Consider the following 13,032-nt stretch of genomic DNA (forward strand, 5'->3'; position numbering starts at 1 on the left):
ACAAAGTGAAGGTTAGTAGTTCTTAGTGCAATTGGGAGCGAGACAGAAATCAGTAAATATTGATTTCGTTGTCTTGCCCCCGCAAGTGCGATTAGGTTTTGAAGTACCATTTCTAAATGTGCTTCAAAGCCAATCGCATACTGCGATACAAACATAATAAGATGAAACCTTTTTAATATCAAAACGCGTCTATAGAATAACCTATAGACGCGTTATTTATTTAATCGTATGTACGTACGCCAAGTGGTTTGTAATTATTGAGACCTTCTAACAGCGCTTCTTTAGTATCAAATAATGGTGCTAATTTTTGATATTTTTTATCAATAAAGCCTTCTTTTATCATATGGTCAATGAATGCTTGTAAAGGCTCAAAGAAGCCATTTAAATTAAAGACACCTATAGGTTTTTGATGAATACCAATTTGCGCCCAGCTATACATTTCGAAAAATTCTTCAAGAGAACCAGCACCTCCAGGAGCCATAACAAAGGCATCTGCTAATTCTGTCATTTTATTCTTTCTTTCATGCATTGAATCCACTAAAATAAGTTCACTTACTTTTTGACTCGTGATTTCTCGCTCATCTAACATCCTAGGCATAACACCAATAGCTTTACCGCCGTGATCTAGGACACCATCTTGAATAGCACCCATTATTCCTACTGATCCAGCTCCAAATACAAGTTCGTAGCCTTGTTCTGCCATATACTTTCCTAACTCATAAGCTTCTTTTACATATGAAGGATCTTTACCTTTGCTTGCTCCACAATAAACTGCAATTCTTTTAATCATGTGAGACCTCCTAAAGTTGTTTAATAACATTCGTAAATGTTTGTTCAAATTTTAATCTGTCATTCTTAGTAAAAGGCGGAGGACCTTTATGTCGGCCACCTTGCTTTCTAATTTGTGCATTAAGATAACGTTGGTCTAACAGAGTTTGAATATTATCAGCACGATATATACTTCCTTTATGATGCATTACAATATGTACTTTGTCTATAAGTAAACTAGCTAGGCCATAATCTTGAGTAATGACAATATCTTCCTTTCTAGCTAATTGTACAATTTTATAATCAACAGCATCTGTCCCATCGTCAACATACACAGTTTTTACATGTTCAGGCTGAATTTGATGAGAAAAGTGACTAAAACTTCTTAAAACGTTAACAAAAATGCCTGTCCCTTTAGTTAATTCAATCACTGAATTAACAACAGGACAAGCATCTCCATCTATGATTACTTTGACCATTAACAACTAACCTTGAGTGTTATCAGATTCTTTATTTTGTTTTACAACGCTGCCAGCCACGTAATCATCATATTTTTTAAATTCTTTTTTTCTAGCCTTTTTCTCTGCTTCTTGTTGTTTTTCTTCTTGTTTGTGACGTTTTTCAATATTTTTTTGAAGCTTTTTATCTAATTTTTTTACATCTTTACGATTATCTTTTTCAAGTTTTTCGCCTTTTTTCTCAGTTTTATCGTCCAACTTGCCTGGAGTAAGACCTACTTTTTCTTCGTACTTTTGAGATTTTTTCATATCTTTAATACGTTGCTTTTTATTTTCTTCACGTTGCTTTTCTTCTTCTTTATGACGTTTCTCAATATTTTTCTGAAGTTTTTTATTCATTTTTTCTGCTTCTTTACGATTTTGTTTAGCTAGCTTTTCGCCTTTTTTCTCGATGTAAGCAGGGTCGTTTTCTTTGGCGATTTTCTTCAATTCACGTTTGTTATCAAATTCTTGTTTTTTATCGCCCACATATTCTTTAACATCTGAAGCCTTGTTTGAAATAGTTGAAGTAGCTTTTGATGTAGCTTTAGTTGTAGCATCAGTAGCTTTACGTACATCAGGATGTTCTTTAATACGTTTACGTTCAACGACTAACGGTACAATAACAATAGGTAATACATTGATTAAAGTCTTAATGAGTCTCTTTTTGTCCATACTCGTTGCCTCCATTAATTTTACTATTCTTTTCCATACCCTATGATACATCATACTAAACGATTGTTATCAATGGAAACCGATAATTTAATTTTGGAAAACTAAAAAACACTAGCGAGTTTAATATAAACCTACTAGTGTTTATTGAAAATTATTAAATGAGTACTATCTAAAGTTAGCAACACTAAGGATTAAAAATCCAAGTGAATAGAGGATTACAATGAACAGAGTCCATTGCATAAGCAACACTAAGGATTAAAAATCCAAATGTTGCTTCAAATTCCTTTGCCAATGCCAAAACCAAAGTAAAGGATTGCAATAATTACAACTAATACGATTCGGTAAATCGCAAATGGAATTAATTTAACTTTATTTATTAAATGTAAGAATGTCTTAATAGCAATTAAACCAACTATAAATGCTGCTAAGAATCCTAGTAAATAGAAAGGTACATGAGCTAAGTGAATATACTCATAGTGTTTTAGTAAAGATAAACCACTTGCTGCAAGCATAATTGGTACTGACATTATAAATGTAAAATCTGATGCTGCTTTATGATTTAATTTCATAAATACACCAGTTGAAATCGTAGAACCAGATCTACTGAAACCTGGCCACATTGCTATAGCTTGCGAGATACCAATGACAAATGCTTGGAAATAATTAATTTGATCTACTGTTTGAGGGTGTTGAACCTTCTCAGAATATTTATCAGCTAAAATCATGTAGATTGCACCAATGAATAAGCCAATCATTACAGTAGGAACACTGAATAAATATTTTTCAATTAAATCATCAAATAAGAACCCTAAAATACCCGCTGGAATCATACCTACTAATACATGCAATAAGTTCAAACGCTTAGGTTGGGAACGTCGTTGAACACTGCCTTCATTTTCGGGTTTATGATGACCTATATGTAATATTTCTAAGAAACGATCACGAAATACCCATGCCGCTGCAAAGACAGACCCAAGTTGTATAACAACTTTGAAGGTAAACGCAGATTGTTCACCTAAAAATTTAGTGGACTTTAACCACATATCATCAACTAGTATCATATGTCCTGTAGAAGATACAGGGGCGAACTCAGTAAGTCCTTCGACGATACCTAAAATGATGCCTTTTATCAATTCAAGTAAAAACATAATTTACCCACTTTCGTAAAACATTTATTTATTCTTTCATTTTTCAAAATTACCATATTATCATAGCATATTAAATTAATATGGTGGTAACCTAATCATCAACACTGGACCAAAGTATGACATAATAATTATTTTAATAATTGAAACAAAATACTCAAAAAAAGAATGAGCGTATTAATTTAAATTTCTAACAAACCTTTTATAATGAAAGTAGGTGAGATTATTGTGAAAAAACTAACAAATTTAGTATTCAAATATAAAATATATCCCGCACTCATGTTAATCATGAGCGTTTTTTTATCTATATCGGTAGTTATTCAAAATGTTTCTATTGCCAAATTACTAAATCATATGTTGTACCATCATAAGCATTCACTTATAGGACTTTTTATACTGATTTTAGTTATTCTTCTAGCACGTGCAACTTTCAATATGTTGAATCAACGTATCGGTGATCATATGGCTACTAAAGTGAAATATGATTTAAGACAACAAGTGATAAATAAAAATAGTACACGAGCAATTGGAGAACAAATGAATATTTTAACAGAAAGTATTGATGGTATTGCACCATTCTTTCAAAGTTATTTGCCACAAGTATTTAAATCAATGATGATTCCAGTCGCGATTATAGTCGCTATGTGTTATGTACACTTATCAACTGCAATAATTATGATGGTTACAGCTCCATTTATTCCTATGTTTTATATCATTTTTGGTTTGAAAACAAGAGATGAGTCAAAGGACCAAATGACATATTTAAATCAATTTAGTCAAAGGTTTTTAAACACTGCCAAAGGTTTAATTACGCTTAAATTATTAAATCAAACTAAGAATACTGAAGCGCGCCTTTATGAAGATAGTACTAAATTTAGAGATTTAACTATGAAAATTTTAAAAAGTGCATTCTTATCAGGATTAATGCTTGAATTTATTAGTATGTTAGGTATTGGTCTTGTGGCGCTTGAAGCGGCGTTAAGTCTAGTCGTATTCAATAAAATTAACTTCATTACAGCGGCTATTGCAATCATTCTAGCTCCTGAATTTTATAATGCTATTAAAGATTTAGGACAAGCGTTCCATACTGGTAAACAAAGTGAAGGTTCGAGTGATGTTGTTTTCGAGTTCTTAGACTCTGAAAATAAACCACCACACCCACATCCAAATATAGAGGCTTATCAAAAATCACAGGTCAAAGTAGAAGACGTGTCATATCAGTACTCAAATAGTAATCAGAACGCTCTTACTCATATTAATATGGTGATACATTCAGGTGATAAAATTGCAATTGTTGGTCCAAGTGGTGCAGGTAAAACTACGTTAGCTCATATTCTAAGTCAAATTAAAACGCCAACAGAAGGCAGTGTATCATTTAATAATGAAGATACACGTATCGGATTTCTGAGCCAAAATCCTTATATTTTTACAGATTCCATTAAGAATAATATAGCGATGTTTAATAATGAAATTTCTGATAAAACTATTATTCAAGTTTTAGAAGAAGTCGGTCTAAAAGATAAAGTGTTATCTCTGAAAGATACTATTTATACACCAATTGGAGAAGGTGGCGAAATGCTATCTGGTGGCCAAATGAGACGAATAGAGTTGTGTCGGTTATTAGTGATGAATCCAGATTTAGTTATATTTGATGAGCCGGCTATTGGTCTAGACATTGAAACAGAACGTACAATCCAAAATGTAATTCAAAATCATTTTAAAGATACTACGATGATCATTATTGCTCATCGTGATTCTACAATTAACAAAGCTCAACGTCGTATTTATCTAGAAGATGGGCATCTTATAAAAGATGACACGACGATATCAGTATCGCAAAGTGAGGTGGATGAATAAGCATGAAATCACAAATTCATTTTCGAAAAGATAAAGATTTACTTCTAGCTATTTTGGTTGGGGTAGTAGGTGGACTTGTGGCGTTAGCAATGTTCTTTTTAAGTGGTTATATGGTGACACAAAGTGCATTAGGCGCACCCTTATATGCATTAATGGTTCTAGTGGTTTCTGTAAAAATGTTTGGCTTCCTAAGAGCGATTACACGATATATTGAGAGATTGTTATCACATAGAACGACTTTTACTATGCTAAGAGATGTAAGAGTACAGTTTCTTAAAAAATTAATTCCAGCAGTACCTGATATCTATCGGAAATTTAATTCTAGCGACTTAATTTCTCGTATGGTAAGCCGAGTAGAGGCGTTACAAAATATTTATTTAAGAGTTTATTATCCCCCAATAGTGATAGGTTTAACTGCAATCGTGTCTGTAATTACATTTATTTTCATTTCACCGATGCATTCATTTCTTATTACGTTAAGTATGATCCTCACTCTTTGTATAGTTCCATGGCTAAGTGCTAAAAAAGCACGAACACTCAAAAGACAGGTAGCTCTACATCAAAGTCACTTTCTACAGCGTTTTTATGATTATAAAGAAGGTGATGATGAATTAAGACGCTTTCGCCAAAGAGATGAATTTAAAACAGATGTCTTACAACGTTTGAAACAATATGACACTATGCAATCAAAAGAACGTCGTTTTCTATCTTTATATGATTATATGTTAAATATTATAGCGATGATTTCAATATTTCTTAGTTTAGTTATTGGCGTGCAACAGATTCAATCTGGACATTTGGATGTCGTTTATTTAACTAGTATTGTTCTAATGATATTAACTTTATTTGAACAGGCAGTACCAATGAGTAATGTTGCATATTATAAAGCTGATACTGATCAAGCGCTTGATGAAATAAATGATGTTATCAGTGTCCCTCAATCTAATGAGTTACATTCATTGAATCATGCAGATACGACAACGCCATTGTTTGAAATAAATGATGTCACCTTTGGTTATTGGAACCAACAAACACCAGTGCTCAACAATATTGATTTAACTATTCAAGAAGGTGAGAAAGTAGCTATCATTGGTCCGTCAGGTTCCGGGAAAAGTACTTTACTACAAGTCATGTTAGGTCTATATCATGTTGATCAAGGTACTGTAAAATTAAAACACCAAATAGTTACTGATATTAATGAGGAAGACAAGTATTATAAGATGAATGGTATGTTACAGTCTCAACATATATTTGATGGGACGGTACGAGATAATTTATTTTCAGAAAAAGAGGATGCTATATTAAAACAAGCTCTTCAATCTGTAGGACTTGGGTACCTGGATCTAGAAAGAAATGTAACATTAGATGGAGAAAATTTATCTGGTGGCGAAAAACAAAGGTTGAGCTTAGCTAGACTTTTACTCAGAGATTCAGCTGATATATGGATTTTAGATGAACCAACGACTGCATTAGATTTAGAAAATACTACTAAAACGATGAATTTAATTGAAGCATCTTCAAAAACGTTAGTTATTGCCACACATGATTTAGATGTGCTTCCACGTTTTGATAAAATTATAGTTATGATTGATGGAGAAATTAAAGAAAGTGGTTCTTATGAAAGTCTATTAGAAGGTAATGGCTATTTATCTCAGATGATTGAGATCAACCATAGTTCTAAAAATGTACATTAATAGCAAATAAAGTCGTATCGGTAATCGATACGACTTTGTCTGTTGTTTCATTAAAATGTATATTAATTCCTTAGTTTAACTTTAATTTCATGACAGAAACTTTCTATTATTCTTTCGTTTCAGTAAATGCATCGATGACTTTACCTAATAAGCGATTAAGTTCTTTGACTTCTTCTTTAGATAAAGATGAAGCTGTTGCAACTTTCTCCGATGCTGTGCTTAATTCAGGTCTAATTGTTTCGCTCTTATCTGTTAAGTGAATAAATACTTCACGTTGATCCACTTCAGAACGTTCGCGTTTAATTAAATCAACTTGTTCCATTCGTTTAAGTAATGGTGATACAGTCCCTGTATCTAGTGCTAATTCTGTAACGACTTTTTTGACATTAACAGGTGACTCGTCCCATAAAATCGTTAATACAAGAAATTGTGGGTAAGTTAGGTTGTACTTTTTAAAGACTTTGTTAGAGTAGTAGCGATTAACTTGTCTTTGAGCATTGTACAAACTAAAGCATAGCTGCTCTTTTAAATTATGTTGATCAGACATTAAAGTTCTCCTCCAGACATTCTATCCGTTTTTTCTCTTTTTCGGATTGGAATCCGTCTATGTTGTACAAAATATAATTTATACAACACTTTGATTCAATGCCATGCTAAAATTAAAGTATGCTTAAAGTTTAGAAGATATCTTACATTAAATCAAGTAAAAAGATAATTAAATATATATGTTATCATTTTCAAAAATGCTTGTAATAGAAAAGGGAATATAATATGAGAAATAATAAAGATGAAAAAATAACAATTTCTATCATTAGCGGATTTTTAGGTAGTGGTAAAACTACTTTACTGACACATTATATTAGTGAAATATTAAAAACTGATGAGAAAGTTAAAGTTATTATGAATGAATTTGGCTCATTAGACGTTGATGGTAATCATTTAAGTAATATCGTAGATGTACGTTCAATATTGAATGGCTGTGTTTGTTGTGATTTAAAAATAGATTTAGTGAATCAAATTGAATCACTTGTACAAGGTAATGAAACGGATCATATCATTATTGAAGCTACAGGTATCGCACATCCTATTGAAATTATAATGGCCTGCCAAGACCCACGAATTGTAAAGTATGTACGCCAACCACAAGTCATTGGTGTCGTTGATGCAGAGCGCTTTATAAATAGAATGCAGTATTCGGAGTCAACGATGAGATTAATGGAAGAACAGCTTGAAGTGAGTCATATATTAATTGTGAACAAAACAGATTTGATTAGCGAAGACAAACAGCAACAATTAAAAGATGAATTAAATCTAATCAATGCACAGGTTCCAATTATTTTAACAAGTTATGGAAAGGTAAACATCGATGAAATATCACAATTTCGTGACGATCTCGTAACGACACACACACATTCACATCATCATGGTATAAATAGTATGCAATATACGTTTAGTGGACCAATTGATCGGCAACTTTTTTATCAATTTATTTTACGCTTACCTGATAACGTTTTACGTTTGAAAGGATACGTTCAATTCCGTGATACACCAAATGAAACTTATGAATTCCAGTATGCATATGGTATGCCAGATTATGGAGTTATTGATAAAGATTTGCCTCTAACCATTGTAATTATTGGAGAGCAATTAGACGTTAATAGGCTAAAAAATAAGCTCGATATGATACAATTTTCATAATTAAGGAGAGTATGGTTATGAATAATGAAGATAAACGTGAACAACAAATTAAATTTGAGAAAAACTTAATCACATTTCCTTATTTAGGATTTGCTATAGTTGTGTTGTTATTTAATATTTTTTATCCAGATATTAAAGTATCTATGGCTCTATTTGGATTATTCTTTGCATATAATTTAGGACTACTATTTATTGCTTTCATCAGACATTTCAAACGCACGTTAATTTTAACTTTAGTATTAACTGTTCTAAGTGGTGCAGCTTTCTTCACATTATTATATGTGTTTGGTTTAAGACATTAATTGTTGTTTAATCAAAAGTTTATTTAGTAAAAATGAATAATGATATTTGAGAAGTTTTGTTATTTCAATGTTATACTTTAATTGAAATAACAAAGCTTTTTATTTTTTAGATAGATAAATATAAATTAGGAGGCTATTGTTCATGAATACTAGAAGAAAAGTTTCAATCATTGGAGCAGGAAACACTGGATCAACTTTAGCTTTTGTATTGGCTCAAAAGGAATTAGCAGATATTGTAATGATTGATCGTCCGCAATCAGAGGGATTTGTTAAAGGAAAAGCATTGGATATTTTAGAAAGTGGACCTATTTTTGGATTTGATACAAACGTTCAAGGTTCTGTTGAAATTGAAGATATTCAAGATTCAGATATCGTCGTGATGACTGCAGGAATACCACGAAAACCTGGAATGACAAGAGATGATTTAGTCCAAACAAATGAAGAAATAGTTTATCAAACATCTCTTAATATAGCGAAGTACGCACCTAATGCTACGATTATTGTATTAACCAACCCAGTAGATGCTATGACTTATACTGCATTAAAAGCCTCAGGTTTTCCAAAAGAACGTGTAATTGGACAATCTGGTGTTCTTGATACAGCTCGCTATCAAAGTTTTATTGCTGACGAATTAAATGTTTCAGTAAAGGATATTAATGGTCTTGTGCTTGGAGGACATGGAGATACAATGGTGCCACTTGTGGAATCAACTCAAGTTAATGGCGTACCAGTCAAAGATTTAATTGCGGAAGATGTTTTAGATCGTATTGTAAAGCGAACAAGAAAAGGCGGAGCTGAAATTGTAGAATTATTAGGTAAAGGTTCAGCATATTATGCACCAGCTACGGCTATATATGAAATGATAGAAGCTATTTTAAAGGATCAAAAACGCTTGTTGCCAAGCATTGCATATTTAGAGGGTGAATATGGATTCTCAGATATTTGTTTAGGTGTTCCAACTATTCTTAGCAAGAAGGGTATAGAAAAAATTGTTGAAGTCAATTTAAATGACAAAGAACTAGAACAATTAAAATATTCAGCTGAGTCAGTCGAAAATGTGAAAAATGCATTAAAAAATAAATAGGAAGTTGAAATAAGCCGCTTTTGCATGGTTTCTAATCTTGCAAAAGAGGCTTATTTATCATTTTGATTTTAAAATTTGTGCTAGTTATTTATTACAATTTACAAATATTTTGATGATTATGTGTATTTTATCACAACAGTAACTTATTAAAGCGCTTTCTTGATATAATCTAAGTGAAATCATAGTTCAAGGAGTTGATAGGGATGACTAAAGCGAAACCACAAACACATTCACAAAATCAGAATCAAAACACTCAAAGTAACAAGGGTTATAAACCTATATGGATTATTATAAGTTTTGCTTTACTGATTGGAATCTTACTATTACCAACGCCTTCTGGTTTACCTATTATGGCGAAAGCAGCGTTAGCAATATTAGCATTTGCTGTGATTATGTGGGTGACAGAAGCGGTTTCGTATCCAGTATCTGCCACACTCATATTAGGTTTAATTATTTTATTACTGGGATTTAGCCCTGTTCAGAACTTATCTGAAAAGTTGGGGAATCCTAAAAGTGGAGATGCTATTTTAAAAGGAAGCGAATTATTAGGTACAAACAACGCGCTTACTCATGCTTTTAGTGGATTTTCAACATCTGCAGTTGCACTGGTAGCTGCTGCATTATTCCTTGCCTCAGCTATGCAAGAAACCAATTTACATAAACGTTTAGCATTAATAGTTCTTTCAATAGTTGGAAATAAAACCCGGAATATTGTTATCGGTGCGATAGTAGTATCTATTGTTTTAGCTTTCTTCGTACCTTCAGCTACCGCTCGTGCTGGCGCTGTAGTACCTATTTTATTAGGAATGATTGCAGCTTTTAAAATGAGCAAGGAGAGTAAGCTTGCTTCTCTACTAGTTATTACTGCAGTACAAGCAGTATCCATATGGAATATTGGTATAAAAACTGCCGCTGCTCAGAACATTGTAGCTATTAATTTTATCAATCAAAATTTAGGGCATGATGTTTCTTGGGGAGAGTGGTTTTTATATGCAGCACCATGGTCTATTTTAATGTCTGTAGCGTTATATTTCATTATGATTAAAGTAATGCCTCCAGAAAGAGATTCAATAGAAGGTGGAAAGGAATTAATCAAGAAAGAATTAAATGAACTAGGTCCTGTGAGTGCTAGAGAGTGGCGTTTAATCGCTATTTCAATTTTATTACTCTTCTTTTGGTCTACTGAAAAGTTATTACATCCGATTGATTCAGCATCAATTACGTTAATTGCATTAGGGATTATGTTAATGCCTAAAATCGGGGTTATTACTTGGAAAGGTGTTGAAAAGAAAATTCCTTGGGGTACCATTATAGTCTTTGGTGTAGGAATTTCTCTTGGTAATGTTTTATTAAAAACTGGTGCGGCACAATGGTTAAGTGACCAAACATTTGGGTTAATGGGGCTTAAAGGATTACCAATTATTGCAACAATTGCTTTAATCACATTATTTAACATATTAATTCACTTAGGGTTTGCCAGTGCGACAAGTCTATCATCTGCTTTAATACCAGTATTCATTTCATTAACATCAACACTTCATTTAGGCGATCATGCAATTGGCTTTGTGTTAATTCAACAATTTGTAATTAGTTTTGGTTTCTTGTTACCTGTAAGTGCTCCGCAAAATATGCTTGCATACGGTACCGGAACATTTACAGTCAAAGATTTCTTGAAAACGGGGGTACCTTTAACGATTATTGGTTACATTCTAGTAATAGTGTTTAGCTTAACCTACTGGAAATGGTTGGGCTTAGTTTAAAAGATAAATTATAAAAAATAAGTAACATTTTATAGGCTGAGGCAAATGATTGTCTCAGTCTATTTTAATGAAATTCTCGTTGTGTTCAAGTCCTCTTTTCAGGGTAAATTAATAAAAAATTATGTTAGGTGGTAACAATCATGGCATTAGGAGTCATCTTAAATAGAGTCTTTAGAACGGATAACAATCCTTTATTTGAATATGTCTATCAAAATATAGAAGATATAGATCAATGCTATTACATTATTCCTAAAGAAGATTTTGGTAATGAAGCAAAAATGAAGCGTAATTATTATTATGGAACATTACAAAAATTTGTTCATGCGCTCTATGAAAACGATATTCAACCATTTCTAATGGATTATGATGAATTGGTTGATTTCTTTAAAGAAAAAGGAATCAATGAAGTGGTTATTGCTGGCGATATAATGAGTTATCACAAGGAAGAGTATGACATTTTACATCAGAGAGAAAATTTTAAAAAAGAAGATATATCGGTAACAACAATAAGAGCAAATCATTATTTTAAACCAAGTAAAACACGAAATAATAAAGGTGAACCTTATAAAGTATTTACGAGTTTTTATAAAAAATGGCGCCCTTATTTAATGAAAAGAACAGTTTATAATTATGATATTAAAGATTTAGCTAAAGTAGGGGTTAAATCAAAACAAAAATTAAAAGGGGACTATAGTCAAAGTGGTATAAGTGAGGAAACTGCCCAGTACAAATGGTCTGATTTTCTAGATAAAGACATAGAAGATTACGATTCAAATCGTGAATACTTGCCTGAAGTCCTTACGAGTCAATTAAGTATATATTTAGCATATGGAGTGCTCGATATTATTCAGATATTTAATGACTTACTAGATGGTTATGATAAAGATGAACAAAATTATGAAGCATTTATTCGTGAATTAATTTTTAGAGAGTTTTATTATGTCTTGATGACTCAATATCCTAAGACAGCACATATTGCATTTAAAGAAAAATATCAAAATTTGAATTGGTCTTATAATGAAGATAATTTTGATTTATGGAGAAAAGGTATGACAGGATTTCCGATTATTGATGCTGCAATGGGAGAACTTAACACTACAGGATATATGCATAACCGAATGAGAATGGTTGTGTCACAATTTCTTACAAAAGATTTATTTATTGATTGGACGTGGGGCGAAGAGTATTTTAGACAAAAGCTAATCGATTATGATGCTGCTTCAAATGTGCATGGTTGGCAATGGTCTGCTTCAACAGGAACAGATGCTGTGCCATATTTTAGAATGTTTAATCCAGTGCGACAAAGCGAACGTTTTGATAAAAAGGCATTATATATTAAAAAATTTATACCGACACTTAATGATGTTGATGCTAAATATTTACACGATACCTATAAACATGAGCGCCAAATTAAAGAACAAGGTATTGAGTTAGGAAAAGATTACCCAAAACAAATGGTAAATCACAGTGAGAGCCGAGATCATGTAATGTCGGAATTTAAAGCAATGGAATAAAAAAGTGTAAACAATTGAAAAATCACTCCATAAATGAA

Annotated in this window: 12 protein-coding genes; 7 read left to right on the forward strand and 5 right to left on the reverse strand. The window is 32.1% G+C overall.

Features of this window, described 5'->3' with window-relative positions; all coding sequences use genetic code 11:
• Nucleotides 1-220: 220 nt before the first annotated feature.
• The 4 genes from HMPREF3154_RS08405 to HMPREF3154_RS08420 form a co-directional block, all read right to left on the reverse strand.
• Nucleotides 221-787, reverse strand: a complete 567-nt coding sequence (locus tag HMPREF3154_RS08405) for an LOG family protein (protein WP_070474715.1) — start codon at nt 785-787, stop codon at nt 221-223.
• Nucleotides 788-800: 13 nt separating this feature from the next.
• Nucleotides 801-1,247, reverse strand: coding sequence for a YaiI/YqxD family protein (locus HMPREF3154_RS08410; RefSeq protein WP_030059130.1), 447 nt, complete (start codon nt 1,245-1,247; stop codon nt 801-803).
• Between the two features lie 6 nt (nt 1,248-1,253).
• On the reverse strand, nt 1,254-1,940 hold the full coding sequence (locus HMPREF3154_RS08415) for a hypothetical protein (RefSeq protein ID WP_030059127.1): 687 nt from the start codon (nt 1,938-1,940) through the stop codon (nt 1,254-1,256).
• A 275-nt stretch (nt 1,941-2,215) separates the two neighbouring features.
• The gene (locus tag HMPREF3154_RS08420) at nt 2,216-3,088 is read right to left on the reverse strand and encodes an undecaprenyl-diphosphate phosphatase (RefSeq protein ID WP_002433118.1); all 873 of its coding nucleotides are present in this window, start codon (nt 3,086-3,088) and stop codon (nt 2,216-2,218) included.
• A gap of 225 nt (nt 3,089-3,313) precedes the next feature.
• On the opposite strand from HMPREF3154_RS08420, the gene HMPREF3154_RS08425 reads away from it, so the two are divergent.
• On the forward strand, nt 3,314-4,942 hold the full coding sequence (locus HMPREF3154_RS08425; RefSeq protein WP_002433172.1) for an ABC transporter ATP-binding protein/permease: 1,629 nt from the start codon (nt 3,314-3,316) through the stop codon (nt 4,940-4,942).
• 2 nt (nt 4,943-4,944) lie between these two features.
• Nucleotides 4,945-6,636, forward strand: coding sequence for a thiol reductant ABC exporter subunit CydC (gene cydC, locus HMPREF3154_RS08430; RefSeq protein WP_030059125.1), 1,692 nt, complete (start codon nt 4,945-4,947; stop codon nt 6,634-6,636).
• Nucleotides 6,637-6,742: 106 nt separating this feature from the next.
• Here cydC and mgrA read toward each other — a convergent pair whose 3' ends face one another.
• Nucleotides 6,743-7,183, reverse strand: coding sequence for a global transcriptional regulator MgrA (gene mgrA / locus HMPREF3154_RS08435; RefSeq protein WP_002433445.1), 441 nt, complete (start codon nt 7,181-7,183; stop codon nt 6,743-6,745).
• A 224-nt stretch (nt 7,184-7,407) separates the two neighbouring features.
• Between mgrA and HMPREF3154_RS08440 the strand changes: the two genes are divergently transcribed.
• The 5 genes from HMPREF3154_RS08440 (at nt 7,408) to HMPREF3154_RS08460 (ending at nt 12,994) form a co-directional block, all read left to right on the forward strand.
• Nucleotides 7,408-8,334: a CobW family GTP-binding protein gene (locus HMPREF3154_RS08440; protein ID WP_030059123.1), complete on the forward strand. Its 927-nt coding sequence runs from the start codon at nt 7,408-7,410 to the stop codon at nt 8,332-8,334.
• A 17-nt stretch (nt 8,335-8,351) separates the two neighbouring features.
• Nucleotides 8,352-8,636, forward strand: coding sequence for a hypothetical protein (locus tag HMPREF3154_RS08445; protein WP_002433193.1), 285 nt, complete (start codon nt 8,352-8,354; stop codon nt 8,634-8,636).
• Nucleotides 8,637-8,778: 142 nt separating this feature from the next.
• Complete coding sequence (mdh, locus tag HMPREF3154_RS08450; RefSeq protein WP_023350692.1) at nt 8,779-9,720, forward strand: malate dehydrogenase; 942 nt, start codon at nt 8,779-8,781, stop codon at nt 9,718-9,720.
• 203 nt (nt 9,721-9,923) lie between these two features.
• Complete coding sequence (locus HMPREF3154_RS08455) at nt 9,924-11,480, forward strand: SLC13 family permease (protein WP_030059120.1); 1,557 nt, start codon at nt 9,924-9,926, stop codon at nt 11,478-11,480.
• Between the two features lie 140 nt (nt 11,481-11,620).
• The gene (locus HMPREF3154_RS08460; RefSeq protein WP_030059118.1) at nt 11,621-12,994 is read left to right on the forward strand and encodes a cryptochrome/photolyase family protein; all 1,374 of its coding nucleotides are present in this window, start codon (nt 11,621-11,623) and stop codon (nt 12,992-12,994) included.
• Nucleotides 12,995-13,032: the final 38 nt, after the last annotated feature.

It is taken from the genome of Staphylococcus sp. HMSC06C11, from assembly GCF_001808345.1.
GTDB lineage: Bacteria > Bacillota > Bacilli > Staphylococcales > Staphylococcaceae > Staphylococcus > Staphylococcus capitis.

Coding starts and splice junctions, on each gene's coding strand:
- HMPREF3154_RS08445 (WP_002433193.1), top strand. CDS start 8,352: ATGAATAATGAAGATAAACGTGAACAACAAATTAAATTTGAGAAAAAC.
- HMPREF3154_RS08460 (WP_030059118.1), top strand. CDS start 11,621: ATGGCATTAGGAGTCATCTTAAATAGAGTCTTTAGAACGGATAACAAT.
- HMPREF3154_RS08420 (WP_002433118.1), bottom strand. CDS start 3,088: ATGTTTTTACTTGAATTGATAAAAGGCATCATTTTAGGTATCGTCGAA.
- HMPREF3154_RS08455 (WP_030059120.1), top strand. CDS start 9,924: ATGACTAAAGCGAAACCACAAACACATTCACAAAATCAGAATCAAAAC.
- mgrA (WP_002433445.1), bottom strand. CDS start 7,183: ATGTCTGATCAACATAATTTAAAAGAGCAGCTATGCTTTAGTTTGTAC.
- HMPREF3154_RS08440 (WP_030059123.1), top strand. CDS start 7,408: ATGAGAAATAATAAAGATGAAAAAATAACAATTTCTATCATTAGCGGA.
- HMPREF3154_RS08415 (WP_030059127.1), bottom strand. CDS start 1,940: ATGGACAAAAAGAGACTCATTAAGACTTTAATCAATGTATTACCTATT.
- HMPREF3154_RS08410 (WP_030059130.1), bottom strand. CDS start 1,247: ATGGTCAAAGTAATCATAGATGGAGATGCTTGTCCTGTTGTTAATTCA.
- cydC (WP_030059125.1), top strand. CDS start 4,945: ATGAAATCACAAATTCATTTTCGAAAAGATAAAGATTTACTTCTAGCT.
- mdh (WP_023350692.1), top strand. CDS start 8,779: ATGAATACTAGAAGAAAAGTTTCAATCATTGGAGCAGGAAACACTGGA.